Genomic DNA, 26,274 nt, shown 5'->3' on the forward strand with positions numbered 1-26,274 from the left:
AAGACGGCAAAGCAAGCAAATGTGAGGCTTGTTTGCCGTCTTGAACAGACGCCGGGGGGATGGCCGGATCAGGACACTTTTCGTTTCTGAATCAAGTACATAGCCATACCAAAAACCAGACCCCAGAAGGCACTGCCGATATTGAGCAGGCTCATGCCTGACGCGGTGGTCAGAAAGGTGACCAGGGCGGCGTCACGGGTGTCTGGGGCTTCCAGCGCCATGTGGATGCTATTGCCTATGGTACCCAGCAAGGCCAGACCGGCAATGGCCGCAATCAGTTCGGTTGGGAAGGCGGCAAACAGGCTGACCACGGTGGCACCAAAGATACCGGCGGCAAAATAGAAAATCCCGGCCCAGACACTGGCGCGATAACGCTGACGCGGGTCCGCATCCACTTCGGGAGTCATGCACAGGGCGGCGCTAATGGCGGCCAGATTGTAGGCGTAGCCACCGAAGGGGCCAAAGATCAGGCCCACAATCCCGGTCCAGCTAATGACAGTGGAGTTGGGCGCATCGTAGTTATGCGCCTTCAATACAGCCACGCCCGGAATGTTCTGCGAGCTCATGGTGACGATGAAAAAGGGAATGCCCACACCAATGAGCGCCGTCCAGGAAAACTCGGGCCAGACCAGCACCGGCGTGGCGGGTGTCCAGCTCAGAATTTCCATTTTCAGCAAACCTTGCATGGCAGCAATCGTGACACCGGCCACCAGTGCCAGCGGCACGGCGTAGCGGGGCGACCATTGGCGCACCACCAGAAACACAATGAACATGCTCAGGCACAGCAGCCATTGGGTCTGCATGGCACCGAACAGATCCAGGCCAAAGCGCAGCAAGATGCCGCCCAGCATGGCGCCGGCAATGCTGCGCGGCATGTACTGCATCAACTTCTGAAAGCTGCCGCTAAGACCGCAAATGGTGGTCAGCAGGGACGAAAACAGGAAAATGCCCACGGCCTGGGACATGGGCAGGCCCACCAGACCTGTGGCCAGCAGCGCAGCGCCGGGGGTGGACCAGGCAGTCAGAATTGGAATCTTGTAGCGCAGCGACAGACCTGCCGACAGCAGGCCCAGACCAATACCCAAAGACCACATCCAGGAGCCCAGCTCGGCGGTGTTGGCACCGGCCGCTTGAGCGGCCTGAAAAACAATGGCAGCAGAACTTGTGTAGCCCACCAGCACGGCAATCAGCCCCGCCGACATGTGAGAAATCTGGAACCAACTTAATAAGCGCTGCAGATATCCGGGGCGGGACAGGTGTGTGGAAGACATGGATGCGTGTGGTGAGGGTAGTAGGGACTTAAGAAGAATGGGTTTGGCTCAAGTAACGGCTGGGGGTTTCGCCCAAAATAGATTTGAAAACGGTAATAAAGGCACTGATAGAGGTGTAACCCAATTCCCTGGCCGTGCTCTTTACGGACATTCCCGAACCCAGTTTTTGCAGGGCCAGCATAATCATGAATTGTTGCCGCCAGCGCCCGAAGCTCATCCCTGTGTGTTTTAGCATATGTCGGGCCAGGGTGCGCTCACTCATGGCCAGTTCTTTTGCCCAGTCGGCCATCGTAGGGCGCGAGTCGGGCTGTTGCAGCATATGTTGCGCAATCGTCTGCAAAACTTTGTCCTCGGGCACCGGTACATGCAGCTGCCGGGTAGGCATTTGATTCAAGGTTTCCAGCAGCACCAGTGCCAGACGGTGCGTCTGGCTGCCCGGCTCGTAATGGGGATTCAGATCACTTAAATGAATGATCATCTCGCGCACCATGGGGCTCAGGTCCAGGGTGCTGCAGTGATCGGGCAGTTCATCCAGACCGGGCTGTATGTACAGGAAATGAATCAGGGCCTGATCGTCGGCGCGGGCACGGTGACGGATACCCACCGGCACCCAGACGGCGCACAGCGGCGGCACCATCCAGTAGCCCTGGTCGGTTTGCAGGGTGACGGAGCCATATTGCGTCATGATCAGCTGTCCATTGGGATGGGTATGCAATGGATTTTCAGTATTGCTGCCCATCGCCATCTTGATGCTGAAAATAGGCCCGCCTTGCGGATTGGAGCTAAAACTCATGCTTTGTCTGGTTTGAGGTATAAGTTGTCATAATATCCTGTTTGCGTCGGCATCGAAACAGGATAGAGTAGGGTTTTCACCTACTGGCTACATTTCATGTCCCTCTCTCGACTCTCCTGGCTCTCCCACCCCTTGCTGGTGTTGATTGGCGTCTTGCTGATTGCCGGCAATCTGCGAGCCCCGATCACGGGTATCGCCCCCTTGCTGGAGCTGATCCAGGCAGACCTCTCCCTGTCGTCCACGCAGGCCGGTCTGCTGACCGCCATGCCCTTGTTCATCTTTGCGGTGGTCTCCTTGCTGGCCGCCTCCATGGCGCGGGTGGTGGGCTTGTCCCGTTCCTTGTTTATTGCTTCCGTACTGATTGCGGTAGGTGTGGTGGTACGTATCCTGGGCGGCACGATAGAGTTGTTTGCCGGTATCGGTTTGCTGGCTATCGGGATTGCCTTGGGTAATGTGCTGTTGCCTTCTCTGGTGAAACGTCATTTCCCCATGCGCATCAGTTTTGTGACGTCGCTGTACGTTTTGTTCATGGGTCTGGTCGCGGCGTTCAACTCCGCGATGGCGGTCCCTATGGCGGAGTGGACAGGCCAAAGCTGGCGCTGGTCGTCCCTGATGGTGGTCGGTGTGATGGCATTGGCTAGCGTAGTTGTCTGGGCTACCCAGTTGGGCGCGGATCGACGTGCGGCACAGAATACGCCCGCTGGCGCGGCAACCAGTTCTTCGGTGTGGCGTTTGCCCCTGGCCTGGCATATCACCCTGTACATGGGTTTGAACTCGGTGGCTTACTACATGATTGCCAGCTGGTTGCCTGTGATGCTGGTGAACTATGGCTTTGAGCCGGATCATGCGGGCCAGATTCATGGTTTGATGCAGTTGGCTACCGCCGTACCGGCCTTGCTGCTGATGCCCGTGTTGAGCCGTGTGCACGACCAGCGTGCGGTGGCCTTGGCGGGTGCCTTGTTGCAGACCCTGACCTTTGTGGGCTTTCTGGTCTTGCCGTCCTGGTCCTTGCTGTGGGCGGTGCTGTTTGGCTTTGGTAGTGGCAGCGTATTCCTGATTGCCTTGGCCTTGATTGGGGTACGTTCTACGTCTACTTCGCAGGCGGCGTCCCTGTCGGGTATGGCGCAGTGCATGGGTTATTTGCTGGCCGCGTTTGGGCCTCCCGCCATGGGCGGTTTGCATGACCTGTTCAATAGCTGGGGCTGGGCCTTGGGCTTGTGCATTCTGGTCAGCTTTGGAATGGGCTACGCCGGTTGGTTGGCGGCTCGCCCCGCAGCTGCAAGCAAAGCCTGAGCTGAATTGCTGAAAGCCAGGTAGTCGGACCTCCGAGAGAGGGCCAAACAAAAGCGGCCTGTAATTGAAATACCCTTAGGGGCATCCAATTACAGGCCGTTTTGTTTTTTGGGTTACTGGCAGAGTTCAGTTTTGCAAAGGCTATTCCTGTGTTCAGCTTCTGTCGCCTACGACAAAATTGCCTGCTCCGAGTCACCCGCTCTGAGGTCTGACTATTCTTTAATGCGCAGCGAAATGGTGTGCAAGGCCAGGCCACCCAAGGCCAGCAAGGCACCTACCCAGGCGGTCGAAGTCCAGCCCCAGCCAGCGGCAATCGTCAAACCACCCAACCATGCACCTAGCGCATTGGCCATATTGAAAGCCGAGTGATTCAGCGCAGCCGCCAGTGTTTGGGCATCACCTGCCACGTCCATCAGGCGAATCTGCAAAGCGGGGCCCAAGGCCACCAGGGTGCCAATCAGCATGATGTTCAAGGGGCCAAGGATTGGATGGTGGGCCGTGATCATGAACAGCAAGAGCACGCCGGTAGCCCAGATCAGAACCAGGCGAATGCTGCGATCCAGGTAGCGGTCCGCATAGCGGGCGCCCAGTAAATTGCCCAGCACCATGCCAACGCCAAACAAGGCCAGCACGACAGGGATGGCGCTGACCGACAGGCCCGCCAGTTCCATCAAGGTGGATTTTACGTAGCTGAACACCGAGAACATGCCACCAAAACCAATTGCGCCTATGCCCAGCGTCAACCAGACTTGCTTGCGCTTCAGGGCCCCCAGTTCGCGCAAAGGGCTGGCCAGCGTGTTGGCGGGAATGAAAGGCACAAAGCGCAGTACCAGCCCCATGGTCAGCAAGGCGATCAGGCTGACGAAGGTAAAGGCCGCCTGCCAGCTCAGCCATTGTCCCAAGGTGGTGGCAATGGGCACACCCAATAAGGTAGCGACTGTCAGACCCAGCATGACGTAGGCCACGGCCTGTGCGCGGCGATGCGGCGGCACCAGGCGAGCGGCTACCAGGGCGGCAACACCAAAGTAGGTGCCATGCGGAAAGCCGGCCAGAAAGCGGGTGATCAACACGGTTTCATAGCTGGGGGCGATCACGGTCAGGAAATTGCCCACGGCATAAGCGCCCATCAAGGCTATTAACAGACGGCGCCAGGGCCAGCGTGCGCCCAGTACGGCCAGTACCGGAGCGCCGATCACCACGCCTAAAGCGTAAGCGCTGATCAAGTGGCCCGCGGTGGGAATATCGATACCCAGATCCTGGGCCACATCGGGTAGCAAACCCATGATGACAAATTCGCCGGTGCCGATGGAAAAACCACCCACAGCCAAGGCCAGAATGGCCAGTAAAACCTGGCGGGGGGATAAGGAAGAGTGCGAAGAAGACAAGATAAACGCCTGAGAATCAAGAAGGGCAGTGTGTCCAACCCGTAAGAGGCCTTATTGTCGCGCAGTCATGGGGCAAGGCTCAAGATTTCTAAGGACGGAATAGGGTCATGTAACTGTAGGGAATTGAAGATCTTTTTAAGTTTTTAATTCTTATTACGTCCTAGCACAAATTAATTTATCAAGCTATAGCGTCAGCCCTAAACAACGTATGCAGATTTTTTTTAGTTTTTTATATAGAATCACGGTATTGGGTGTTTTGTATCCAATCATTTTCCTGTGGTAGCTTTCCCCTGATTTTGCAAGAAATCGGGGGTTTTTTTTATTCTGATTATTTTGGATTTCAATCATTAGTGCATTGAAAGTCCAATGCCAAAGCGGCTTGTCAGCTTGACAGGCGGGCATGTCGGACGAAGTGGCGTCGCAAGGATAATTCATGAATGGGCCAGTGCTGGTTTGCACTTGGCCCATTATTTTTAGCTCGATTTTATCCGGATTTGATTCATTTTTATTTAATCGCGTTTTATCGATTCTAATTATGTCCGGTCATATTTGGGTTGGAGATTTGCACTCGAAAATTCTGGATGGGTGCAGAGATCCTTGCCAGAGTTAAGAACGTCTTTTTGTGCCGTCGATGAGATTTTGTCCGGCTTAATAAAAGAATCAATTTTGCCGATTTGCATAATGTTTATGGTATTGCAAATATAAGAGTTATTTATATCTCATTATCATATATCTGCTGATTAAAGCCGATCTTGAGAACTGAACTCAATTGAGTTTCACGCTTATGAAGATAAATGGAATTGAACTGTACGGACGAAATAGAGCGTTCAAATTGATCGTGTTGTTGTTTGGGTTTGTCGCTATGCGCGCGGCACTTTGTTTCAGAGCCTGTTCGCTTAATTGACCTGCTAGCTGAGTAGAAATATTCTTTGATATGACCCGAATGTTTAGTGTGGTTAAACGCATTCAGGGTATTGACCTGATAAAAATTTATTTTTAATTGCAGTTTGTGTCCGAATTTTTACATGATGGGAAGTGGAGAAATATGACGCTGATCTGTTGGGGCTGAACGACGGGGATGGTTTGAAATTTGACTATCTGGTGTTCAGTTTTTCTCCCTTGTTCGCTGGCTGGTCTGGGCGGGCGGCTGCGTTAGAATCACTTAGGCAGCACCGCAAAGGAGGTGGTCATGAAAGTTGCATTGGGCCAGATGGCCGTATCCAAAGATTCGCAGGAAAACCTGAGCGCTTGCCTGGGTTTGATCGAACAAGCCTTGCGCTCCGGCGCGCAGTTACTGGTTTTGCCTGAAGGCGTGCTGGCCAGAAATGTGGCCGACCCTGAAGTGGTCCTGAAATCCGCACAAGCCCTGGATGGGGAGTTTGTCAGCCGACTGAGCGCTGCCACCCGTGATACTGATTTAACCGTGGTGTTCTGCATTCATACCCCGGCCGGAGAAGGCAAGGTTTGGAACACCTTGGTGGTGCTGCGCGATGGCCAGGTTCTGGCGCATTACAACAAGCTTCATTTGTACGATGCCTTCTCGGTACAAGAATCACGCTATGTACAGCCAGGTACAGAAATCCCCGCCTTGATTGATGTGGCCGGTTTCAAAGTAGGTTTGATGACTTGCTACGACCTGCGCTTTCCTGAGCTGGCCCGACGCTTGTGCGTGGACGGGGCGCAAGTCTTGCTGGCGCCGTCGGCCTGGCTGAAAGGTCCCTTGAAGGAACACCACTGGCGTGTGCTGACGACGGCTCGCGCTTTGGAAAATACGGCCTATATGGTGGCCGTCGGCGAGTGTGGTGAACGCAATATTGGCCAAAGTCTGGTGGTGGATCCCTTGGGTGTGATCGTGGCCCAGGCGGCAGAAACTCCCACATTGCTTTTGGTTGATCTGGATCGGGAGCGTTTGGCTTATGCCCGTCGCATTTTGCCCGTACTGGAAAACCGTCGCTTTGCTCCGCCCGAACTGGGCTGATCTAGCGGGATTCAGCCTGCTTTTCTGAATGTCAGATTGACCCGGCCTGTGCCCCAGACCGGATGGGCCGGGCCCTCCAGTCTGCGTACCCCATGGAAATTCAATCTGGATGGCCCCCACCAGACCAGCACATCACCATCGCGCAGTCGCAGGGTACGCACCGGGTCGCTGCGTTTTGCACCGCCCCATAAAAACAAGGCCTCACGCCCCAGGGAGACCGAGACAATCGGATGCTGCAAGTCGCGCTCGTTTCTATCCTGATGCAAGGACATATGCGCCTGCTCGTCGTAGTAATTGATCAGACAGGTATCGGGTTGAAAAGGGCCCTGGCCCGACTCCTGGGCAATGCGCGTTAATAGTTCCTTGAATATGGCAGGCATGGCGGGCCAGGCCAAACCGCTTTGCGGGTCCGTGGGGCTGTAACGGTAGCCGTGTTCGTCCGATATCCATCCCAGGTCGCCACAACTGCTTTGTGCGGCCGACATACGATGCCCTGAGGGAACCTGCATATGCCGCCAAGGAGCGCTGTGCACCAGTTCTTGAACCGCCTGTGCCAAGCTGGCGGCATAGGGCAGGGCCAGCCCCGGAAGGGCGATCAGGCCGGTATCCAGAGTCAGGACGTTGCCGGGAACGGGATCAAACAGGGAGAGCGTGGACATGCGCGATAGGGCGAATAAAGCAGTGACCAGAGTATAGTAATCGGGATTGTATTTTTGCGACTTCCCAGTAGAGGTGTCTATGGTCGAGCTGCTGATTCCACAACGTCAACACAGCATTGGTGCATTTGAAGTGGGGCGCGTTCTGCCCTTTCGCCAACGGCGTATGGTGGGGCCTTTTATCTTCTTTGATCGTATGGGGCCACAAGAGCTGACGGCACCTGTAGGGACAGAAAACGATGTGCTGCCACACCCGCATATTGGCCTGTCTACCGTCACCTATTTATTTGAAGGTGCCATGACACACCGTGACAGCCTGGGCGTGGAACAAGAGATTACGCCCGGCGCCTTGAACTGGATGACCGCTGGTTCAGGCATCAGCCATTCCGAGCGCTTTGAGCCCATGCGTACCCAAGGTGGCCGTATGGATGGCATTCAGGCCTGGGTGGCTTTGCCGGAACATAAAGAAGAGCAAAACCCGGATTTTGTGCATTACGAGGCCGAACAACTGCCTTTGATTCAGGACACGGGCCTGGAAGGTCGCCTGATAGCCGGATCGGCGCTGGGTCTGTGCAGCCCTGCCAGTGTGGCCTCACCCTTGTTCTATATGGAACTACGCGTACAAGCGGGCCAGTCTGTCCCCTTGCCAACCGGCCATGAAGAGCGCGCCATTTATATCTGTACGGGCGCGCTGGAGGTAGGCGCTCAACGCTATTGCGCCGGTCAGATGCTGGTCTTTGCCAAAGGCGACAGCCCTCGCATCCGGGCCGAGCAAAACAGCCATTTGATGCTGCTGGGCGGCGAGCCCCTGGGACCACGCCATATCTGGTGGAACTTTGTGTCCTCGCGCAAGGACCGTATCGAGCAGGCCAAGGACGATTGGCTCAATGGTCGCATCAGCCTGCCCCCACTGGACGATGAGCAGTTCATCCCTTTACCTGCGGTGTAATGCTCTTTACGTCGATGGTGGAGGTGTTTGACCTTGTACGTGGACCGTGACCTCATGGTGAATCGGAGTGTTGATGGAGCGGGCAATAAAGCAGTATTCACCTACGCGATCGTGAAGCGATTTGGACAAGGCAAGGTCACTGTCCGGTGTGATCGTGACGAAGGGGCGCAAGGTAACACTCTCGAATTGCCCAGCCCCGTTAGCCTCTTCAATCATGATGCCGGTAGGGTGGTCTTCATAGGCCGTGACCACAATGCCGGCTTCTGCCGCTATTCCCAGGTACCAAAGCATATGACACTGAGCAATCGATGCCAGGAAAAGCTGCTCTGGGTTCCAGCGGGCTGGGTCGCCTCGAAAGGCAGAGTCTGAGGAGGCAGCAATGGTCTCCAGGCCAACTGCCATCACGTCGTGGTTACGTGAGTAGGAGCGAAGGGTGCGGGTGCCGCTTCCGGTGTTGCCGGTTCAACTGATCAACAGTTCATAGTGGTGCGTTTTCATAGCTCTGCTCAGGCAAAGTGACAAGGAGCAAAAAGAGTAGCAGCGGGGGGCTATCGTACATACAAAAAAAAGCCCTGGAAAGAATCCAGGGCTTTGAAGGCTTGCTCATCAGGCTGGTGGATTTGCCTGTATCCGCTCTATGAGCAGACTGGTTTTTTGATTGACGAGCAAGCCGGGCAAACGGAATAGTACCGCTTGCGCAGCTTGTTTAGGAGGCCAATTGTACGGACTGGCGTCAAGCGAAACAAAAAAGACCAGTTTGATAGCAGGGCTATTGCAAATTGGCTTATAAGCATTGATTGGCGCTGCTTATCCATCAATCACGGGCAGGAATGTTCAAGCCGCGTTGTACTGCCGGGCGGGCCTGAAACTGGGCCAGAACACGGGCCACATTCTTGAACTGCTCGTACTCCACCAGCTCGCCTGCGCCGTAAAAACCGATCAGGTTGGCAATCCAGGGGAACAGGGCAATATCGGCGATGGAGTAGCTGTTGCCCACCATCCAGTCCTTGCCGTCCAGATGCTTGTCGATCACGCCCAGCAGGCGCTTGGATTCGTTGACATAGCGGTCGCGGGGGCGCTTGTCTTCAAAGTCCTTGCCAGCAAATTTGTGGAAGAAACCCAACTGACCAAACATGGGGCCTACGCCACCCATCTGGAACATCAGCCATTGCAGGGTTTCATAGCGTTGGGCCGGGTCTGCAGAGAGCAACTGGCCGGTTTTTTCTGCCAGGTAGATCAGGATGGCACCGGACTCGAACAAGGCCAGCGGTTTATTGCCGGGGCCATTGGGGTCCAGAATTGCCGGGATCTTGTTGTTGCTGCTGAGCGAAATAAATTCCGGGCTGAGCTGATCGTTGCGTTCAAAGCTGACCAGATGCGGCTCGTAAGGCAGGCCAATTTCTTCCAGCATGATGGATACCTTGACCCCATTGGGAGTGGGCAAGGAATACAGTTGCAGGCGCTCGGGGTGTTGAGCCGGCCATTTGCCGGTGATGGGGAATGCGGAGAGATCGATTGTCATGACGTCCTTCACAATGGGGTGTAGAGGAAGTCTTGATAGTAGCAAGCTGTACGGTGACATACCGTCGCAGCCCGCTCCTCAGTAAGGTATTTGTTCCTCTTAGCGGCTGCGCGGGCGCAAGGGGTCCAGCAAGGATTTCAGGCCATTGTGATCCAGCTCGTGCATCAGGGTCAGTAGCTGCCCTAGCCGCCCGGAAGGAAAGCCTTCACGGGCAAACCAGTTCAGATAATGTCCCGGCAGGTCGGCCAGCAAGCGACCTTTGTATTTGCCGTAAGGCATGGTGGTATTTAACAGGGCAAGCAGGTCGTCGCTGGATTCAAGCATGGGGGCTTAACGTAGATGGTCGGCAAAGAAAGCTAGTGTACGTTCCTGAGCCAGTTTGTAGGACGCTTCGTGAAAATCGGGGCGATGATCGCAGCCAAAACCATGCCCGGCAGGTTCGTACACGTAAATGGTCACATCCTTTTGCGCGTCTTTAATGGTCTGAATGGCGCTGGCAGGGATGGAGTGATCCTGGGCACCAAAATGCATTTGAACTGGAATCCTGGGCTGTTCCTGGGCGTTCTGGGCAATTTGCGAACCATACCAGCAACTGGCGGCTTTCAGGCCTTGCAAGCGGCAGGCGGCCAGCCAGCTCAAGGAGCCACCCCAGCAATAGCCGACAATACCAATCTTGCGCGAACCCAAGGCGTCCACGCAGGCCTGAATATCCAGCAGGGTCTTATCAAGCGCAATGCCGTTGCGCAGTGCCAGACCTGCTTGCACGTCCTCGGCGGTATAGCCCAGCTCTACATTTTTCTCTTGCCGGTCGAACAGGGCGGGAGACAGGACACGGTAGCCTTGCTCGGCAAAGCGTTCGCAGGTGTTGCGTATGTGTTGATTGACACCAAAAATTTCCTGCAACACGATCAAGCCGCGTTCGGCCTGTTCATCGCCTGCGACATAGGCTTCGAAACGGTGCTGGTCTGCGCTGGTCAAGCTAAGCGTACTCATGGCGTGTCCTTTAGCTGTAAAACAATAATTCTCTCTTATAACAGTCGCCCATACTGGGAGGCCAGCCTCAGGACGTTTACAATCCACCCAGAACGGCGGGGGTGTCTAGCTCTCGCCCAAGCCCCTCCTACTTCAATGGAATAATGATGCGTGACGTGCTAATGGACAGTCTGTTCTGGACGATTGTGATGCCCTGGTTCTTGTTTTTAGGGCTATTTCTTGTTCCCAAGAAACCTTCCTGGTTGCGAAACTACGCCTTTCCCGGCGTGTTTATTGCAGTAGGTTTGGGTCTGGTGGCTGGGGTGGCAGTCGGTGTGGGCATTTTCAGCATCGTGCTGGGCCTGATCGCCTTTGCCGTGTGCTACGAAAAGCCGAAAGCCAGCGCCTGAGTCAGGAGCAAACGGTTTGATGAAAAACCATCGCGGCGTGCTGCCTGCGATGGTTTTTTTGTCGCCGGGCCGCCCCAAGGCTCGGCGCCCCCGGCGAAACCTCCCCCTCGAGGTGGAGCGCAAGCCGAAGGCGTAGCGTGGAGGGGGGCTTCAGCCGTCGACTGGCTCGGCAGGCGTATCCAGCGTCAGCAAGTAGAAGGCGACATCCAGCCAGCGGCCAAATTTGAACCCCACTTCCTTGAAGGTGCCCGCATGGGTGAAGCCCAGGCTTTGATGCAGATGGATACTGCCCGCATTGCTGGCATCAATACAGCCTACCAGGGTATGCACATTGGCCAGACGGGCACGCGTGATCAGCTCTTGCATCAGAATCTTGCCCAGCCCTTTGCCGCGGTGCTCCGGGTGCACATAGACACTGTGTTCCATGGTGTATTTGTAGGCGGGAAAGGCGCGGAAGGTGCCCCAACTGGCAAAGCCCATCAACGTTCCTGCATCGTTAATGACGCCGACCACGGGAAAGCCGTTGGCGCGTTTGGTGGCAAACCAGCTCACCATGGCTTCGGGCGGGCGTGGCACATAGTCGTATAGCGCGGTGGAGTTCACGATGGCGTCGTTCAGAATCGCCAAAATAGCGGCTGCATGCTGCTCTTCATTGCAGTCTATAAAACGCAAGCCGCTTTCGCTGTCTTTCATTGATCCTTTCCTGTCAGGGGGAAGACCAGGGCTTCGTCGCCAATCGCGACGAGGAACTTGGCGGTCCGGGTGTATGGATGGCTACAGCTCAAGAGCGCTCGCTCTGGCCTATCGTGTGGCGTATTTTATTCCACTCTATTGGGTTTCTCATGGGAAATTCCCATTAAGAAAATGTCGTGATTTCCCCTGGTTTGAAGCCCTGGATTCTGGCATCCAGACCTACGCCTCAGGAAAAGAAAAACGCGCAGCCTGGGCTGCGCGTTTTTTGCACTCTTGCTGCCTAGGTCAAGGCTGATCTGCTTGCCTACGCACCCATGTCCAGCAATCAATCGTAGCGAGCGGCGATATTGCGTTCACCAATGGCCAGACCCGTGGTCATCCCCAAACCCGTGTGCATAACCGTCACTTGCGTACTGCCATCGGCCTGCAAGACAGAAAATGGAGCCGGGCCCTTTGCACCGTATACCCCTTGCCAGCGTTGCAGCACCTGCACCGGGCAACCCAGCACGGTTTCTGCCAGAGCCAGCAAGTACTGGTCTGTTTCTTCCTGGTTGAAGGGGCTGGCTTGCTGGCCGTAGTCGTGCGAGTCACCAATAATCAGATCCCCGTCCGGGGTGGGGCTAATCAGCAAATGAATGCCTTGATCCAGCAGGACGCCATGACGTTGCTGTACTTGCTTGCGCAGTGTGTCTGCCAAAGGCAGATCGCTAAAGGCACCATAGTGCAGGCAGGACAAACCTGTCAGCAAAGGTCGGTCCAATGCCCAGCCTGCGTCCTGTGCACGCACTTTCAGCATTTGCAGACGTGTCACCGACGGCTTGACGGTATCGAGCAGTTCGCGATGCAGGCTGCTGTAGTCGTGACCGGGGCACACAAAAATGCTGTTGGCGGTGAAGTTGCCCACGCTGCTGTGTACCTGCCCCTCTTGAGCATAGTGCACATGCGCTTGGGTATACACATCCACGCCCATGGCTTGCAGGCTGCTGGTAATGGCGGGCAGGGCGTCGCGCGAGTAGATCTGCAAATCATCCAGACCTTGCAGCGCGCCGTGGTGATGCCCCAGACGGCCTTCAAAGAGTGTCGCCAGTTCCTTGCCGCTGAGCATCTGGCAGGCCACGCCTTCGTCCTTGGCACGGCCTTGGGCAAAGTCTTCCAGCAGTTCCAGTTCCAGGTGATTGCGTGCCAGGACCAGCGAGCCATTGCTGCGCACATGAAAGCCCGCTTGTGCCGCCAGATCCAGCCACAGACCTCGGCTTTGGCGTGCCAGTTCCATCATGATGCCCGGCGCCTGACCGGTCACCAGTACCTGACCAAAATTACGTATGGTGGCGCCTTGGGCCTGGTGGCTGCGCTCGAGCACAGCCACGCTAAGCTTGCGGCGGGCAGCCGCCCAGGCATGTGCCATGCCCAGGATGCCGCCCCCCACCACGATGACATCGTAGTGTTGTGTGCTCATTACTTCTTGGCTTCCGATTTACCGTCGTAACGTTTGGTCCACTCTTCGATGATGCGCTCGCGGTTTTCAGCGGCCCAGACGAAGTTGTTGTCAATCAGACGCTGGTTCAGGTCTGCTGGCAGGTGCGGGTTGGCCGTGGCGATAGAAGGGATGGCCAGCACGGCAAAGTTGGTCTTGTACAAGTGGTTGGCTTCTTCGCTGGCGGAGAAGTCAGCCAGTTTCTGCGCGGCTTCCAGGTTCTTGGTGCCTTTCATGATGGCAGCGGCTTCAATTTCCCAGCCCAGGCCTTCTTTGGGGAACACCAGTTCCAGCGGAGCGCCTTCTTCTTTCAGGCGAGCGCCACGGTAGTCAAAGGACACGCCAATCGTGTATTCGCCAGCGGCAGCCATATTGCAAGGCTTGGAGCCGGAGTGGGTGTAGGCACCGATGTTCTTGTGCAGACCGTCCATGAAGGTCCAGCCTTTTTCTTCACCAAACAGTTGCAGCCAGGCGCTTACGTCCAGAAAGCCGGTGCCCGAAGAAGCGGGATTCGGCATGACGATCTTGCCAGCGTATTCGGGCTTGGTCAGATCTTCCCAGGACGTGGGCATGGGCAACTTGTTCTTTTCCAGCTCAACGGTGTTCACGCACAGGGCGGCGGCAAAACCGTCCATGCCCACCCAGCTGGGTGGGTTGTTTTGATCGCGCATTTTGGCGTCGATCTTGTCCAGACCCTGCGGGGCGTAAGGCTGCAGCATGTTCTGGCTGGCCATCAAGCCCAGCGAGGAGCCGGCCAGACCCCAGACAGCGTCAGCCTTGGGATTGTTCTTTTCAGCCAGCAGTTTGGCGGTAATGATGCCCGTGGAGTCACGTACCCACTGGATCTTGATATCGGGGTTCTTTTTCTCGAAAGCAGCCTGGTAAGCCTTGAGCTGATCGGCTTCCAGCGCGGTGTAGACGGTCAGGGTCGTAGCGGCTTGAGCCAGGGAAGCGGCGCCCATCAAAGCGGCAGCCAAGGAGCTCAGAACAATGGTTTTCATGGAGAAGTGTCCTTGTGACAGCAAAAGGGGGGTGGGGTTAGAGAGAGTCGCCAGGGCATTCGCCCTGGGCCATCCGCTCGGTGATTTGTTCAACCACGGCAGGCAGTTGGGCAACGGTGTCGATCAGGTAATGCGGTTGGGCGTCGGCGAAGGTGGCTGCGGCGCGATCACGCAGGGTTTGGCGGCTTTCTTCGTCCAGAGCCAGAAATTCCAGTTCGGTCAGTCCGGCGGCATTGCCTGACAGCAGCAAACCTACCGTCCACATACCGGCATTGCGGCCTTCTTCAATGCCGACCGGGGTGTCGTCAATCTTCACGCAGGCACCGACATTCTTGATTTCCAGACGAATGACGTTTTCCAGGGCCATGGCAGGCCAGGGGCGTGCTTGCGGGACTTCGTCAAAGGCGACGTGGTAGTCCACCAGTACTTGTTGGCGGTGAGCGTGTTGCAGCAGGTTGTCCAGAACCAGACGCGGGTAGCCGGAGCAGGAGCCGATTTTCAGGCCTTGGCGGCGCGCCCAGGACAAGGTTTCGCGGGCACCGGGAATGGCGGCGGAGAACTCGCCCACGCGTTCGTTCTGCATGGGCAGGAAGGTGTTGTAGATACGGTCTATATCGCTGTCATCGGGTTCGCGCTCATGCAGGGCCACAAACTGGGCGTGCACTTCAGGCAACTCCAGCATGGCCTTGATGTGATCCCATTTACCGATGCCCATCGCGCTGCGGGCCTGGTCCAGGTTCAGATTCAGATCAAAGCACTTGAAGGCTTCAACCAGAATCTGGGTGGGAGCAAAGGATCCAAAATCCACCAGTGTGCCGGCCCAGTCAAAAATCAGGGCTTCAAGGCGTGGAGTCTGGTGATTTGGCATATCAAGCGATGTATTCGCGCAAGTTGGGGATGACATTGCGGTCCTGTCAGGTTGGAGAAAGAGAAGAAGGGGAGCGCCAGGCCTGGCTGCGGCGCAAGGAAGCGCGGCTCAGAGCATGAACCAGGACGCAGACAAAGCCGGAGCTGAGCATGATGACCGTGCACATGGCGGCGGCCGGGCCGATAAAGCCGGCGTCGTCCATATTCATGACCGCTACCGAGGCCAGCACGGTTTGCGGGCTGTACAGAAACACGACGGCAGACACGGTGGTCATGGCCGAGACGAACAGGTAGCGCGCCACCGACAGCAAGGCAGGCAGGCACAGCGGCACGGTGACACCCATCAAGGTGGACAGACGCGGAGCCTTCAGGGAGGCGGCAGCGGCTTCCAGCTCGCCAGGAATGGCTTTCAGGGCCGTCACAAAGTTCAGATGGGCACTGGTGTACAGGTGAATTACCGTACACAGGACCAGCAAGCTCATGGAGCCGTACAGGCCGGACAAGGGATTGTTGGGGTGGTTGAAAAAGAAGATGTAGCCCAGACCCAGCACCAGACCAGGAATGGCCATGGGGGCCAGCGCCAGCATTTGCAGCACGCCGTACAAGCCTTTTTCGGACTGACCACGGGCAGGCAGTTTCTCCAGCACCCAGGCGCCCAGAAAGATCAGGGCCGAACCCAGAATGGCGGTAAACAAGGCCATGGTCAGGCTGTTGCGCCAGGCCAGCCAGCCGCCACCGTCCATATTGTTGAAGTCGTAGGACTTCAGGGACAGGCTCAGGTTGTAAGGCCAGAACTTGATCAGGGACGCCCAGACCGCCATGCCCACAATGCTCAGAATGGCCAGGGATACCAGTACCAGAACGAGAGTGAAGTAACGGTCGCGCTGACGGTGTGGCAGAGGCGAGTAGGCACTGAGCGAGCCTTGAGCCTGACCGCTGGCACGAGCACGCAGATGACGGTCCAGAAAGAAGGTCAGCACAGCGGGAATCAGCAGCAGCACGCCAATGGCCGCGCCTTTGGAAAACTGCAACTGACCGACAACGGCTTTATAGGCTTCCATGGCCAGCACGTTGTAGGAACCGCCCACCACTTTGGGCACACCAAAGTCGGTGACGGTCAGAGTAAAGACCAGGCATGCGGCGGAAAAAACGGCATAGCGGCTGGCGGGCAGGGTTACCGTCAGGAAGCGACGCCAGGAGTTGGCACCCATGGCGCGGGCAGCGTCATACAGACGAGCATCGGCCAGGGCAAGACCGGTACTGAGAATCATCAGGGCGTGGGGGAAGGTGTAGAAGGCTTCGCCCAGCACAATGCCCCAGAAACCATAAATCGTTTCACCGCCCAACCAGTGACGCAGCAAACCTTGGTTGCCAAACAGGTAGATCAGGGATAGGCCTGGCATCAGCGATGGGGCCAGCAACGGCAAAAGGCCCAGCGCACGAAATAGTCCGGCACCGCGTATGCAGCAGCGTTGCAGGGCAAAGGCGAACGCGTAGGCAACGGGGATCACGATCAGCAAGGTGGTCACGCCCACCAGAATGCTGCGGCCCACCATGGGCATGAAGCCCGGGGCGCTGATCACCGACCAGAACTGACCCAAACCCACCAGTTGCCCGTCGCCGTCTTGAATGGCGCGCAGCAAGATGAACAGCATGGGCAGGGCCAGGAACAGGACCAGCAGGGCAAACAGGGCAATCAATAAGGCGCGTCGTGCCGCCGAGCCTATCCAGACAGGCAAAACGGGACGGGTCAGGGGATGGTTCTTCACGCTAGTTTCAGCAACGGGCAGGCCATACAGGCTGGTGGAGCGCAGGGACGCCGCGCCAGGCTGTGGTGTGGAATCAATGGTGGGCATGCAGCGCCTCGCTGGGAAGCTGAATGCGGCAGCGACGTGCGGCCAAGGGGTCAAGCAAGCGATCCCCTTGTTCGGGGTTGACGATGGCCTGGACAGTGAGCCCGTCCATGCCTTCGGGGCGCAGAATCAGCTTGTAGTGACGGCCCAAAAACACGCCGTCCACGATGTCGGCCAAAAAGGTATTGGTCGTGGTGGCCGGGCTGCTGTTATCCAGTACCCGAATGTTTTCAGGGCGGATGAAAAGACGTCCTGCTGCAGTAGGCGCTTCCTGACCCAAGTCCAGACGAACGCGCTCGACCAGCACCGAGCAATCGTGCAAGGGCGTAAAGGGCAGCCAGTTGGCTTCACCGATAAAGCCCGCCACAAAGGGATCAGAGGGGGCTCGGTACAAAGCCTGGGGGCGATCAAATTGCACCAGTCGGCCTTTTTCCATCACGGCGATACGGTCCGCCATGACCATGGCTTCTTCCTGATCGTGCGTCACCATCAAGGTGGTGATGGACAGTTGCTTTTGCAGCGCACGCAGCTCGATACGCAGCCGCTCGCGCACCTGGGCATCCAGCGCCGACATGGGTTCGTCCAGCAAGAGTAAGGAGGGTGAGGGGGCCAGTGCACGAGCCAGGGCCACACGCTGCTGCTGACCGCCCGACAGTTGTGCCGGGTACTTGTTTTCCGAACCGGACAGGCCGACCAGATCCAGCATCTCGGAGACGCGTTGACGCACTTGGGTGGCCAGGTTTTTGCGGGGCGACAGGCCGTAGGCAATATTCTGGGCCACGGTCAGGTTGGGGAACAGGGCGTAGGACTGAAACAGGATGCCGTAATCACGCTGTTGAGGGGGCAGGTGAGTAATGTCACGGCCCGCCATCACTATGATGCCTTGATCGGCTTGTTGCAGCCCGGCAATGCATCGCAGCAAGGTGGTTTTGCCACAGCCCGAGGGGCCCAGCAAACACACCAGTTCACCGGCTTGTATATCCAGGCTGACCTGGTCCAGGGCGGCAAAGGAGCCGAACTGCTTGTGCAGTCCTTGTATGGTTAAAAATGCGGGCTTGGCGCTCATCCTGGGTTCCGACTTGTCATGAATGTCATGAACGTCAGTATGGGAGTCGGATATGGCGGCACTATGACAGTACAACTAATTTCTGTAATACGAGCATCGGATAATTTGGGCTTTGATTCTTCCCCGAGGAGAGCGGCAGCATGCTGGCTCTGGAACTGAAGTCCTTTCACGCCACGGCTCATTGTGGCTCCATTACCAAGGCTGCCCAGCAATTGGGGATCAGCCAGCCCACCGTGACCTCGCATCTGCGACAGCTGGAAACCCGCTATGGCGTGGAGCTGTTCTATAGGCAAGGCAAGGGGGTGTACTTAAGCCAGCAAGGGGAACGCCTCTTGCCCCAAGTCGAGCAACTGATGCAGCAAGCTGCCCAGATCGATTTCAGTTTGCGTGATCTGCGCGATCTGAAAAGTGGCATGTTGCGAGTGGGCGCGACCGGGCCGTATTACATCATGGCTGTATTACGGAATTTCCATCAGGCTTATCCCGGCGTGAAGATGCGTTTGAGCATTGATAATTCGCAACGGGTCTTGAGTGCCTTGCATGACTATCAACTTGATGTGATTGCGTCCTCGGCGCTGGTTGATGATCCGCGTCTGGTGCGTCTGCTGCTGGCTTCTGATCCCTTGGTGGCCGTGCTGCGAGTGGATCATCCTTTGGCTAACCGGCAGCGTGTGCGTATTGTGGACCTGTGCCGCCATCCCATTCTGATGCGTGAGCCCGGGTCCATGACACGGGAGCTATGCTATCAAGTGTTCCGGCAGGCGGGGCAGGAGCCGACGCAGTTGCTGGAGATAGGGAGCCGGGAGGCGATAGGGTGGGGAGTGGTGTGCGGCATGGGGGCCAGTTTGCTGCCCTTGCGTGAAGTGCCTGCGCATCCGGACATTATCAGTGTGCCACTCAGTGATGTCTCGGCTCATTTGAGCGAGTTTGTGTATTGCTTGAAAGAACGCGCGCAGGGCCATGCCATACGCGCGTTTCTGGAGCAGGTGCAGGCCGAGCTGCCTGCACCGGCATAAGGCCAGGATCAAGCCAGTTCGGCCAGACCTTTCTCAAAAGCCTGACGGGCCTTCTGGACAGCGTCGCGCTGTTCCTGAACGGCTTTGCGCTGGCTGGCAATCAGGTCTTCCTGCTGGGCCAGTTGCTCGCTGAAACGCTGACCCAAGGTGCTTTGTGCACTGACGGCAGCCAGGTTGGCGCGGATGCGCTCCTGTTCAGCCACGGTTTCGTTCAGGGTCTCAACGGCCTGATTTTGCGCTTGCTGGGCCTGACTCAGCTGACGACGCAGCTCGATCAGCTTGTCCATCCTGGCTTGTTGCGCGCTGTCCTGGCCGTTTCCACGCCACTGCAGCAGCATGTTCTCGTCGATTTCTTCCAGGCGCAATTCCATATGGTCTTGCAGGCTCAGCTGGGCCGTGACGGTGACCGTCTTGCCCTTGGCAACTTTCACTTTCAGGCGGTGCTCCTGGGCGGTGTCGCTATCATGGGCGTCGGACTTGAAGGTCCAGCCATCCTGACGAGGCAACTGGATCAGCACCGTGCGATCTTCATCGGCCGGAGCCTTGATCTCGTAGCGGAAGTTCTGCAAGCGCGTCCATTCCGAACGGGCAACGCCATCAGTCACACGGGTTTTGCTCAGGCGGTATTCATCCGTTTGCTCTTCGCGGATTTGAACTTTACTGTCTTGGGCAAAGTAGATCAAACGCTGCTCGCCAGCAGGCAGACCGGCCAGCTCTGCATCACCCACGTGACCGTCCTGTTCATTAAAGACGGTAATAATGCCGGGCGGCAGGCTATTGGCCTGTTCGTTCTTCACCCAAATGGCGGCTGTGGGATAGTCGCCAGCTTGGCCGCTGCGGTAAACCGAGAGGGACTCGGCCTGCAGCGATGTGTCGATAAAGGGCACCGAAACCGTCTGGCCGGTGGGTACGCTTAGCGTTTGTGGCAGGCTAAAGCGCACTTGAGTCTGACCTTCCTGTGCCTGGGTGCTGGCGCCAGCGCCGCCCGAAGCCCACTGTTTGGCCATGTTGCCATCGGCCGCATAGGCGGCGCTTTCCATCATGATGGGAGCGGGTGCGGCTGGAGCCATGCGAGCACGCATGGCCTCACCTGCTGCTTTGCGGGCGTGATTTGCGCTGACAGTAGCCTGGGTGTCAGCTTGCGGCGCGATGGAGCTGCCTACCGCCACCGGCAGTTCAGGGCGCTCGTTCCAGTAACGTTCCAGCAGACGCTGGCGCAGCATCACAGGCGAGCCCGAGCTTAGCGTGACCTTCACATCTTTCCAGTCCTCACCGCTGGTGTTCTCAAAAATGGCCCAGGCCTGCAGGCGGGCTTTGCCGTCCTGCATCATCAGGCGATAGGAGCTTTTCCATACCGGTGCAGGAATCAGGTAGGACAGGCGGGCTGTCTTGGCGTCGGTCTTGTTCAAGACCAGTTGAATATCACGCGACTGCTGATTGCTTTGACCGGCCAGCACTTCGGTGGCCTGCTGCAATTGCTGTTGCAAGGTCTTGTCCAGTACTTCCAGGCTGGTGTCCGGGCCCAATTCCAGGGTCTGGATCTGGCCCTGTTCTGTCAGCACGCTCAAGATGGCCTGGGCGGGATGTTCCTTGGTGGCCGCAGTAGCTTGCACCCCCAGGACGGCACCCCGTACCAGGCGGCCTTGCGAGCTGGCGCTGACTTGCTGGCCGCGCAGCGCTTGTGCCAGGGTGGCGGGCGAGCGCAGGTCTTTGGCCGAGAATGGCAGGCTGTCAAAGCTTTCTTTCAGTGGGGCCAGACCCGACAAGGTCAGGGAGTCGATGCGGTTCTTGCCATCGACGGCCATCAGGGTTTTTAGAATGTCATCGACCTGGGTCAGGGGCACACGCAACTGAGCGGTACCGGTGTCAGAGACGGGGATTTGTCGCTCGATCTCGGCCATACCGGCACTGGATAAGGTAATGGACTCGATCTGCTGGGCCCAGGCGGTGCTGGCTGCCGAGCCCATCCAGACCAGGAGCAAGGCGCCGGTCAAAAAGCGCAGGCGAGGCGTACGCGCAGCGTGGGGCACAAAGTGGTTCATAGCGCTTCCTTATTCATCCGTAAGCGAAATAAAGGGTTGAAGCGCATTATGCCTAGCCTTGTGGGGCTCTGTCTGTCATTCGGGTAACAAAAAAATGCCACCGTCCGGCTTTCTCTACCTGGAGCAAAAAATACTTACGTCATCAAAAGCATGCAAGGCTCTGCTAGGATTTGGGCAGCGTAGCTTGTGCCAGCGCGCGTTTATCAATCTGGTGAAGGATCAATATGATGTGGACGTCGTGGGGCAATGCCTGGGCGGGGATGGGAGTTGCTCTGATCTTGGCGGTCTGTTTTTTCTGGCCAGCCCGACACCTGTCCTGGAGCCTGCCTGTAGAGCTGGAGCCTGAGTTGGACGGGCGTTCGCCGCGTGCTCATCGTCAATGGGGATGGGTATGCCAGAGTCTGGCCCTGGTCCTGATGTTGTGGGCCGGTTGGCGCTGGCAGTTGACGCCTGCAGCAGTGGCGGCCTGTGTGTTTATCGCCGGTACTGCTCTCTTGGCCTGGATTGACGCGGAAACCGGCTATCTACCTGATCGTCTCACTTTGCCCTTGCTGTGGCTGGGCTTGCTGGTCAATCTGGATTACACCTTTAGCAGCTTGCCCTTGGCGGTGATTGGCGCGGCATTGGGCTACAGCTTGCTGTGGTTGTTAAACCATGTGTTCTTGTTGCTGACCGGGCGTGCGGGCATGGGCTATGGCGACTTCAAATTACTGGCCGCGTTGGGAGCGTGGCTGGGGGTCACCGCCTTGCCGGGAATTCTTCTGGCGGCATCGGTATTGGGCTTGCTGGCGGCTCTGGTCTTGCGCCTTGGTGGGCGTTTGCAAGCCGGGCAGGCCATTCACTTTGGTCCGTATCTGGTCCTGGGAGGCTGGGTCATGCTGTTTTCCTTGCCGCGCATTTTGTAAAACATGATTCGTTTTTTCCACAATTAAACAGGCTGTGCAGGCCTTGTCCGCGCTGCCACAGCAAAAGTTTGGACTCGTATGGGAGTCGTGGTAAAACGTCCGGGGCCAGTCGGGCTGGCGGGAGTTCCGCCCGAGCTGTATGTGGAAGTACAACGCGGTTCCATGGACATTGTCCCGCTGGCAAAGCAGACGGGAACCTGAGGATGAAGGCATGATTATTGTTGTTGGCGCCGGTGTGGCGGGCTTAGCGGCGGCGCGTCGCCTGAGTATGCAAGGTCAGGAAGTAACGCTGGTGGCTCCTCAGGAGCCCCAGCCCTCGTTTGGTGAGACCTTGTCCGAACGCGGGGCCGTGGTCTTGACCAGCCTGGGCTGGGCAGGCTGTCTGGATGAGACGGTAGCCTTGCGTTCACAAGGGCGTTTTTCGGTATGGGGTAGCGCAGGACTGCGCACCGTGCAGGATGAAGACGGGCAGGGCTACCTGCTGGACAAGGCCCGTCTGGAGCAGGCGTTGTTTGAGCGCGTGCAAAAAGAAGCGAAGGTCAGTATTCGCCAGACACGAGTTCTGGGCCTGGAGCACCAGCCTGAAGGTGTGGTTGCCAGGCTGGCAGACGGTACCAGCCTGGAAGCTGCTGCTTTAATCGACTGTACTGGTCGTGCCGCCTTGTCCGCCGGAGCGGCCGCCCAGCGTCATCGTCTGGATAGACTGGTCGCTGCCTGGCACGTCTTTGACCTGCCTGAAGGGGCAGAACCCTTGGCTGCTTCCCTGGTAGAAGCCGTCGAGTTGGGGTGGTGGTACTTGTCCCCCATGCCGGGTCATCGCTTGATGGTGGCCTTGTTTTCGGACTCGGATCTTTTGCCCGATGGTTTGAGTCGAGATGGTTCGGTCTGGGCCGGTTTGCTGGGCTGTGCCGATGCGGCACGAGTGCGCATGGAAAGCCTGGGCTTGGATAGTCAGATGGCTGATCACGCTCCTAAAGTCAGCGCTGCCGCTAGCTGCACCGTGTCTTACTTCGTGGAAGGCCGCATCTTGCGTGCCGGTGATGCAGGCGCGGCCATGGACCCCCTGGCCGCCAATGGCCTGGCAACGGCCTTGTGGAGCGGATCACAATCGGCACAGGCTGCTGTAGCTCTGACAAAAGGCAATCCCGAGCCGGCGCGTGCTTACGAAAAGGACTATTTGTTAGGTTTGGTGCGTCACCTGAATTCGCAGCATGCTTTGTATGGCATGGAGCAACGCTACGCGGCGCAGCCTTTCTGGCAGCGTCGTCATCGCGCCTTGGAGTGATGGTAAAGAGGGCGGAGCAACGAAATAGCTTGCTGTAAGACCGCCAGAATCAAAAAAACCGAAACAGTGCTCAGGTTGTTTCGGCTTTTTTTTGGCTGATTGTTCTTCGGTAAGTCAGGGAGGTGTTTTGAATACGTCTGCCTTCAGTCCAAAAGGAGTTTGATTTTTCGGAAGGTCGTACCGCTGGAAGAGAGCCCCGGTCATATCAACACTGATTGGATCTACGTATCTGACTTCCTCGTCTTCAAACAGGGGTTCAAGCTGCTTGCTTTCAGACAGAAAAAACAAAAAGCCGATCATCTTGCGATGATCGGCTTTTTGAGGAATTTATGGTGCCCAGGAGAGGACTCGAACCTCCACACCCGAAGGCACATGGACCTGAACCATGCGCGTCTACCAATTCCGCCACCTGGGCTTTTGATCAAGGCTGCTGCCCGTCTCAAGCATTCAATTATAGAGTGAGTTTCCTTGGGAAAGCAAGCATTTTTCACTCAATAAATTTAATTTTAATTTCTAGTTGATTGGCATTCTCATTATCATTATAGTGTGTCATGTGATATAGCATAAGAGTATGGACATGAAATTCAACACGATGGATGTCGAGCGGATGCTGCTGGATATGGGCCAAGGCCGAAAATACTCTGCTCGGGCCATGCAACTCATGCTGATGGCTCTGCTCAAAGAGGGCAGTACTCACGGGTATCAGTTGATACGCCGTTTCGCGCAGCTTAGCCAGAACAGCTATGTACCCAGCGCTGGTGCGGTCTATCCCGCCCTGGCGTATTGCGCCACGCAAGGCTGGGTGCTGATTGAAGAAGAAGGCCGTCGCAAGATGTACAGCCTGACCAAGGAAGGGCACACGTATCTGGAAGAGCAAAAAGAAAAGTGCGATTACCTGATGCAGTCCCTGACCTATCGCGGGCGCAAGCTGGTGTGGATACGGCAGATGCTGGCCGAACACAATAGCGACGAGGATTTGAAGGCCGCGCAGGAACAAACAGGTTGGTTGCCGGAGTTCGTCCAGGTACGCCACAGCCTGAAGCAGGCCATGTTTGAACAATCGACAGCCAGTCTGGAACGACAGGCAGAGGTGGTGGCCATTTTGGAAAAAGCCATCGCTGACATACGGAACTTGCCCAAGGAGTCTTAAGAATGCAGTCTGAACAATTAACGCAGAAAGTTGCTCATACCTTGAAGTTGCGTTTGCTGACCGTTAAAAAGCGGCGCGAACTGGGGCCTGATATGGTGCGCATCACCCTGGAAGGCTCGGATCTGGAAGGTTTTTATACCCCTGGCTTTGATGACCACGTCAAACTGATTTTCCCGGACCCTGTCACTAAAGAATTGCGACTGCCTCAAATGGGCGAGCGTGGCATGGTCTTTGCCGCCGGTCAGGAAAAGCCACCTATCCGCGACTACACTCCTCGCGAGTTCCGCGAGCAGGAAAAGGAGATGGATATTGATTTTGTGGTCCACGGTGAAGGCCCTGCATGCCAATGGGCCATGCAAGCTAAAGAGGGCGACAAGCTGGGTGTGGCCGGCCCGCGTGGCTCCTTCCTGGTCAGCAAGGACCTGGATTGGCAAATCCTGATTGGCGACGAAACCGCTGTGCCTGCCATGGCGCGACGAGTGAAAGAACTGCCTTCCAATGTGAAGGTGCAGGTTTACGTATTGGCACGTAATCTGCTGACAGTCGGTGCGATGGAGGCACCGGACCATGTCACGGTGAACTGGATTCCTTCGCTGGCCGGTTTGAATGGCATTCTGGACGCATTGCGTGCCGCACCCGAGTTGAGCGGCACCGGCTATGTGTGGGTCGCCGCAGAATATTCCATCGCTCAAAGCTTGCGTGAGTACTGGGTGCAAGAACGCGGCCTGGATAAAGGCGCGATTCGGGCCAGCAGCTACTGGCGTCAAGGCGATCAGGGCGAGGATGCCCCACGTCTGGACTAAGCGGCTTTTTGCTGAGGGTAGGGCTGGGCGCGCAAGCGTCCGCCCACGTTCAACACGGGCTGTAAATCTGTATCCAGCACCGTATTGGGATGAGCCAGACGGTGTTCGTCAATCAGGCGGGCAATGGCATCCATGTTCAGCAACAAGGTGCTGTCAATATCGTGCTGGAAGCGGGCCCAGTAGCCACCGCGACAACTGGAACCCAGCCAGCGCGGCTCGTAATCTCCGACCTTGTCAGCATGCACTTCGCACACGACGGCCAGCCGGGAACAACCGGGGTGCAGGACAATGCGGTAGTGGTGCTGCTCTAAAGTCAGGTGATAGCAAAACGGTGCAGACATGAAACACTCCTGTTTAGCTCTTGGAAGGGACTTCCGGGTGAGCAAGTTGGATTAAAGGACCCTTTGCCTGGAAACGACCAAGCATAAAAAAACCCGCTGGCAGCGGGTTCGTGTCTTGATGATCCCATTGATTGCCAGATGGCCATATCTTGAATCCACCTTGTGCGGGTACACAGGTTGGCATGGGTTGCCCCAACTCTTGATATAGCAATAAGCATAAAAGCGATTCTTATGAAGTGCAAGGGCTGCGCTTATTTCTGTCAGGCATGAAAAAAAGCAGAAATAGTTTGCACTCTTTCAAAATCATGTTATAGTTATCTTCTGTCTTGCAGAGACGAGTTGAAAAACAAATCCAGCAGTCAGAGCCCAGGTGGCGGAATTGGTAGACGCGCATGGTTCAGGTCCATGTGCCTTCGGGTGTGGAGGTTCGAGTCCTCTCCTGGGCACCACAAATTCCTCAAAAAGCCGATCATCGCAAGATGATCGGCTTTTTGTTTTGTGTGTCCAAAAAACTGGGGGAGCCGCCTTTTTGAGGATGAGAAAGGTCGG

Annotated in this window: 25 protein-coding genes, 2 tRNA genes and 1 riboswitch; of the genes, 10 read left to right on the forward strand and 17 right to left on the reverse strand. The window is 56.7% G+C overall.

Features of this window, described 5'->3' with window-relative positions; genetic code table 11:
• Positions 1-68: 68 nt before the first annotated feature.
• Entirely contained in the window at positions 69-1,271 is a 1,203-nt protein-coding gene (locus tag D0C27_RS01260) for a benzoate/H(+) symporter BenE family transporter (protein WP_052159431.1), read from the reverse strand.
• Positions 1,272-1,299: 28 nt separating this feature from the next.
• A complete protein-coding gene (locus D0C27_RS01265) occupies positions 1,300-2,064 on the reverse strand; it encodes an AraC family transcriptional regulator (RefSeq protein ID WP_009458871.1) in 765 nt (254 codons plus the stop codon).
• A gap of 96 nt (positions 2,065-2,160) precedes the next feature.
• Between D0C27_RS01265 and D0C27_RS01270 the strand changes: the two genes are divergently transcribed.
• Positions 2,161-3,357: an MFS transporter gene (locus D0C27_RS01270; protein WP_052159432.1), complete on the forward strand. Its 1,197-nt coding sequence runs from the start codon at positions 2,161-2,163 to the stop codon at positions 3,355-3,357.
• 212 nt (positions 3,358-3,569) lie between these two features.
• On the opposite strand, the gene D0C27_RS01275 is transcribed toward D0C27_RS01270, so the two are convergent.
• Positions 3,570-4,742, reverse strand: coding sequence for an MFS transporter (locus D0C27_RS01275; protein ID WP_009458878.1), 1,173 nt, complete (start codon positions 4,740-4,742; stop codon positions 3,570-3,572).
• Between the two features lie 1,189 nt (positions 4,743-5,931).
• Here D0C27_RS01275 and D0C27_RS01280 point away from each other — a divergent pair.
• Complete coding sequence (locus D0C27_RS01280) at positions 5,932-6,720, forward strand: deaminated glutathione amidase (RefSeq protein WP_026483468.1); 789 nt, start codon at positions 5,932-5,934, stop codon at positions 6,718-6,720.
• Positions 6,721-6,731: 11 nt separating this feature from the next.
• On the opposite strand, the gene alkB is transcribed toward D0C27_RS01280, so the two are convergent.
• Positions 6,732-7,379, reverse strand: a complete 648-nt coding sequence (alkB, locus tag D0C27_RS01285) for a DNA oxidative demethylase AlkB (RefSeq protein WP_137430233.1) — start codon at positions 7,377-7,379, stop codon at positions 6,732-6,734.
• Between the two features lie 79 nt (positions 7,380-7,458).
• Between alkB and D0C27_RS01290 the strand changes: the two genes are divergently transcribed.
• Positions 7,459-8,325 carry a pirin family protein gene (locus D0C27_RS01290; RefSeq protein ID WP_137430234.1) on the forward strand — a complete coding sequence of 289 codons (867 nt, stop codon included), beginning with the start codon at positions 7,459-7,461 and terminating at the stop codon, positions 8,323-8,325.
• 6 nt (positions 8,326-8,331) lie between these two features.
• Here the strand turns inward: D0C27_RS01290 and D0C27_RS01295 are convergent, their stop codons facing one another.
• The 4 genes from D0C27_RS01295 to D0C27_RS01310 all read right to left on the reverse strand — a co-directional run bounded on the left by D0C27_RS01295 (position 8,332) and on the right by D0C27_RS01310 (position 10,840).
• Positions 8,332-8,727, reverse strand: a complete 396-nt coding sequence (locus tag D0C27_RS01295; RefSeq protein ID WP_346763494.1) for an OsmC family protein — start codon at positions 8,725-8,727, stop codon at positions 8,332-8,334.
• Between the two features lie 412 nt (positions 8,728-9,139).
• On the reverse strand, positions 9,140-9,847 hold the full coding sequence (locus tag D0C27_RS01300) for a glutathione binding-like protein (protein WP_009458889.1): 708 nt from the start codon (positions 9,845-9,847) through the stop codon (positions 9,140-9,142).
• A gap of 99 nt (positions 9,848-9,946) precedes the next feature.
• Complete coding sequence (locus tag D0C27_RS01305; protein WP_137430235.1) at positions 9,947-10,171, reverse strand: DUF3820 family protein; 225 nt, start codon at positions 10,169-10,171, stop codon at positions 9,947-9,949.
• Positions 10,172-10,177: 6 nt separating this feature from the next.
• Positions 10,178-10,840, reverse strand: a complete 663-nt coding sequence (locus D0C27_RS01310) for a dienelactone hydrolase family protein (protein ID WP_035272321.1) — start codon at positions 10,838-10,840, stop codon at positions 10,178-10,180.
• Positions 10,841-10,986: 146 nt separating this feature from the next.
• Here D0C27_RS01310 and D0C27_RS01315 point away from each other — a divergent pair, with 146 nt between their 5' ends.
• The gene (locus D0C27_RS01315) at positions 10,987-11,229 is read left to right on the forward strand and encodes a hypothetical protein (RefSeq protein ID WP_223254053.1); all 243 of its coding nucleotides are present in this window, start codon (positions 10,987-10,989) and stop codon (positions 11,227-11,229) included.
• Positions 11,230-11,379: 150 nt separating this feature from the next.
• Here D0C27_RS01315 and D0C27_RS01320 read toward each other — a convergent pair whose 3' ends face one another.
• The 6 genes from D0C27_RS01320 to D0C27_RS01345 form a co-directional block, all read right to left on the reverse strand.
• Positions 11,380-11,922, reverse strand: coding sequence for a GNAT family N-acetyltransferase (locus D0C27_RS01320; protein WP_137430236.1), 543 nt, complete (start codon positions 11,920-11,922; stop codon positions 11,380-11,382).
• Between the two features lie 325 nt (positions 11,923-12,247).
• Positions 12,248-13,378, reverse strand: coding sequence for a TIGR03364 family FAD-dependent oxidoreductase (locus tag D0C27_RS01325; protein WP_137430237.1), 1,131 nt, complete (start codon positions 13,376-13,378; stop codon positions 12,248-12,250).
• Positions 13,378-14,397: a putative 2-aminoethylphosphonate ABC transporter substrate-binding protein gene (locus D0C27_RS01330; protein ID WP_035272329.1), complete on the reverse strand. Its 1,020-nt coding sequence runs from the start codon at positions 14,395-14,397 to the stop codon at positions 13,378-13,380. Before D0C27_RS01330 ends, D0C27_RS01325 begins: the two co-directional genes overlap by 1 nt.
• A 37-nt stretch (positions 14,398-14,434) precedes the next feature.
• A complete protein-coding gene (phnX, locus tag D0C27_RS01335; protein ID WP_137431496.1) occupies positions 14,435-15,265 on the reverse strand; it encodes a phosphonoacetaldehyde hydrolase in 831 nt (276 codons plus the stop codon).
• Between the two features lie 46 nt (positions 15,266-15,311).
• Complete coding sequence (locus D0C27_RS01340; protein WP_137430238.1) at positions 15,312-17,120, reverse strand: putative 2-aminoethylphosphonate ABC transporter permease subunit; 1,809 nt, start codon at positions 17,118-17,120, stop codon at positions 15,312-15,314.
• Complete coding sequence (locus tag D0C27_RS01345; protein WP_137430239.1) at positions 17,107-18,183, reverse strand: putative 2-aminoethylphosphonate ABC transporter ATP-binding protein; 1,077 nt, start codon at positions 18,181-18,183, stop codon at positions 17,107-17,109. Before D0C27_RS01345 ends, D0C27_RS01340 begins: the two co-directional genes overlap by 14 nt.
• Before the next feature lie 140 nt (positions 18,184-18,323).
• Here D0C27_RS01345 and D0C27_RS01350 point away from each other — a divergent pair, with 140 nt between their 5' ends.
• Positions 18,324-19,199: a LysR substrate-binding domain-containing protein gene (locus D0C27_RS01350; RefSeq protein WP_083053390.1), complete on the forward strand. Its 876-nt coding sequence runs from the start codon at positions 18,324-18,326 to the stop codon at positions 19,197-19,199.
• 8 nt (positions 19,200-19,207) lie between these two features.
• Here D0C27_RS01350 and D0C27_RS01355 read toward each other — a convergent pair whose 3' ends face one another.
• Complete coding sequence (locus D0C27_RS01355) at positions 19,208-21,241, reverse strand: DUF4139 domain-containing protein (RefSeq protein WP_137430240.1); 2,034 nt, start codon at positions 21,239-21,241, stop codon at positions 19,208-19,210.
• A gap of 224 nt (positions 21,242-21,465) precedes the next feature.
• Between D0C27_RS01355 and D0C27_RS01360 the strand changes: the two genes are divergently transcribed.
• Positions 21,466-22,146: a prepilin peptidase gene (locus D0C27_RS01360; protein ID WP_404840832.1), complete on the forward strand. Its 681-nt coding sequence runs from the start codon at positions 21,466-21,468 to the stop codon at positions 22,144-22,146.
• A 211-nt stretch (positions 22,147-22,357) separates the two neighbouring features.
• Complete coding sequence (locus D0C27_RS01365) at positions 22,358-23,431, forward strand: NAD(P)/FAD-dependent oxidoreductase (RefSeq protein ID WP_137430241.1); 1,074 nt, start codon at positions 22,358-22,360, stop codon at positions 23,429-23,431.
• 330 nt (positions 23,432-23,761) lie between these two features.
• Here the strand turns inward: D0C27_RS01365 and D0C27_RS01370 are convergent.
• Positions 23,762-23,846 (reverse strand) — tRNA-Leu (locus D0C27_RS01370).
• A gap of 162 nt (positions 23,847-24,008) precedes the next feature.
• Between D0C27_RS01370 and D0C27_RS01375 the strand changes: the two genes are divergently transcribed.
• Both D0C27_RS01375 and D0C27_RS01380 read left to right on the forward strand, forming a co-directional pair.
• Positions 24,009-24,581 (forward strand): PadR family transcriptional regulator, encoded by a 573-nt coding sequence (locus D0C27_RS01375; RefSeq protein WP_022983141.1) that lies wholly within the window; start codon positions 24,009-24,011, stop codon positions 24,579-24,581.
• Between the two features lie 2 nt (positions 24,582-24,583).
• Positions 24,584-25,384, forward strand: a complete 801-nt coding sequence (locus tag D0C27_RS01380) for a siderophore-interacting protein (RefSeq protein WP_035272351.1) — start codon at positions 24,584-24,586, stop codon at positions 25,382-25,384.
• Here the strand turns inward: D0C27_RS01380 and D0C27_RS01385 are convergent.
• The gene (locus D0C27_RS01385) at positions 25,381-25,725 is read right to left on the reverse strand and encodes a hypothetical protein (RefSeq protein ID WP_035272353.1); all 345 of its coding nucleotides are present in this window, start codon (positions 25,723-25,725) and stop codon (positions 25,381-25,383) included. The genes D0C27_RS01380 and D0C27_RS01385 overlap by 4 nt on opposite strands.
• Positions 25,726-25,842: 117 nt before the next feature.
• A riboswitch (SAM-I-IV-variant riboswitch) is annotated at positions 25,843-25,936 on the reverse strand.
• Positions 25,937-26,089: 153 nt separating this feature from the next.
• Between D0C27_RS01385 and D0C27_RS01390 the strand changes: the two genes are divergently transcribed.
• Positions 26,090-26,174: transfer RNA gene (locus D0C27_RS01390), tRNA-Leu, on the forward strand.
• Positions 26,175-26,274: the final 100 nt, after the last annotated feature.

This window comes from Alcaligenes faecalis (assembly GCF_005311025.1).
Lineage (GTDB): Bacteria > Pseudomonadota > Gammaproteobacteria > Burkholderiales > Burkholderiaceae_B > Alcaligenes > Alcaligenes phenolicus.

What these genes read in the sequence shown, in the direction of transcription:
- alkB (WP_137430233.1), bottom strand. Translation starts at nt 7,379, where the DNA reads ATGTCCACGCTCTCCCTGTTTGATCCCGTTCCCGGCAACGTCCTGACT.
- D0C27_RS01340 (WP_137430238.1), bottom strand. Translation starts at nt 17,120, where the DNA reads ATGCCCACCATTGATTCCACACCACAGCCTGGCGCGGCGTCCCTGCGC.
- D0C27_RS01270 (WP_052159432.1), top strand. Translation starts at nt 2,161, where the DNA reads ATGTCCCTCTCTCGACTCTCCTGGCTCTCCCACCCCTTGCTGGTGTTG.
- D0C27_RS01325 (WP_137430237.1), bottom strand. Translation starts at nt 13,378, where the DNA reads ATGAGCACACAACACTACGATGTCATCGTGGTGGGGGGCGGCATCCTG.
- D0C27_RS01385 (WP_035272353.1), bottom strand. Translation starts at nt 25,725, where the DNA reads ATGTCTGCACCGTTTTGCTATCACCTGACTTTAGAGCAGCACCACTAC.
- D0C27_RS01310 (WP_035272321.1), bottom strand. Translation starts at nt 10,840, where the DNA reads ATGAGTACGCTTAGCTTGACCAGCGCAGACCAGCACCGTTTCGAAGCC.
- D0C27_RS01355 (WP_137430240.1), bottom strand. Translation starts at nt 21,241, where the DNA reads ATGAACCACTTTGTGCCCCACGCTGCGCGTACGCCTCGCCTGCGCTTT.
- D0C27_RS01300 (WP_009458889.1), bottom strand. Translation starts at nt 9,847, where the DNA reads ATGACAATCGATCTCTCCGCATTCCCCATCACCGGCAAATGGCCGGCT.
- D0C27_RS01280 (WP_026483468.1), top strand. Translation starts at nt 5,932, where the DNA reads ATGAAAGTTGCATTGGGCCAGATGGCCGTATCCAAAGATTCGCAGGAA.
- D0C27_RS01330 (WP_035272329.1), bottom strand. Translation starts at nt 14,397, where the DNA reads ATGAAAACCATTGTTCTGAGCTCCTTGGCTGCCGCTTTGATGGGCGCC.
- phnX (WP_137431496.1), bottom strand. Translation starts at nt 15,265, where the DNA reads ATGCCAAATCACCAGACTCCACGCCTTGAAGCCCTGATTTTTGACTGG.
- D0C27_RS01365 (WP_137430241.1), top strand. Translation starts at nt 22,358, where the DNA reads ATGATTATTGTTGTTGGCGCCGGTGTGGCGGGCTTAGCGGCGGCGCGT.
- D0C27_RS01260 (WP_052159431.1), bottom strand. Translation starts at nt 1,271, where the DNA reads ATGTCTTCCACACACCTGTCCCGCCCCGGATATCTGCAGCGCTTATTA.
- D0C27_RS01380 (WP_035272351.1), top strand. Translation starts at nt 24,584, where the DNA reads ATGCAGTCTGAACAATTAACGCAGAAAGTTGCTCATACCTTGAAGTTG.
- D0C27_RS01320 (WP_137430236.1), bottom strand. Translation starts at nt 11,922, where the DNA reads ATGAAAGACAGCGAAAGCGGCTTGCGTTTTATAGACTGCAATGAAGAG.
- D0C27_RS01375 (WP_022983141.1), top strand. Translation starts at nt 24,009, where the DNA reads ATGAAATTCAACACGATGGATGTCGAGCGGATGCTGCTGGATATGGGC.
- D0C27_RS01290 (WP_137430234.1), top strand. Translation starts at nt 7,459, where the DNA reads ATGGTCGAGCTGCTGATTCCACAACGTCAACACAGCATTGGTGCATTT.
- D0C27_RS01305 (WP_137430235.1), bottom strand. Translation starts at nt 10,171, where the DNA reads ATGCTTGAATCCAGCGACGACCTGCTTGCCCTGTTAAATACCACCATG.
- D0C27_RS01295 (WP_346763494.1), bottom strand. Translation starts at nt 8,727, where the DNA reads ATGGCAGTTGGCCTGGAGACCATTGCTGCCTCCTCAGACTCTGCCTTT.
- D0C27_RS01265 (WP_009458871.1), bottom strand. Translation starts at nt 2,064, where the DNA reads ATGAGTTTTAGCTCCAATCCGCAAGGCGGGCCTATTTTCAGCATCAAG.
- D0C27_RS01350 (WP_083053390.1), top strand. Translation starts at nt 18,324, where the DNA reads ATGCTGGCTCTGGAACTGAAGTCCTTTCACGCCACGGCTCATTGTGGC.
- D0C27_RS01315 (WP_223254053.1), top strand. Translation starts at nt 10,987, where the DNA reads ATGCGTGACGTGCTAATGGACAGTCTGTTCTGGACGATTGTGATGCCC.
- D0C27_RS01345 (WP_137430239.1), bottom strand. Translation starts at nt 18,183, where the DNA reads ATGAGCGCCAAGCCCGCATTTTTAACCATACAAGGACTGCACAAGCAG.
- D0C27_RS01360 (WP_404840832.1), top strand. Translation starts at nt 21,466, where the DNA reads ATGATGTGGACGTCGTGGGGCAATGCCTGGGCGGGGATGGGAGTTGCT.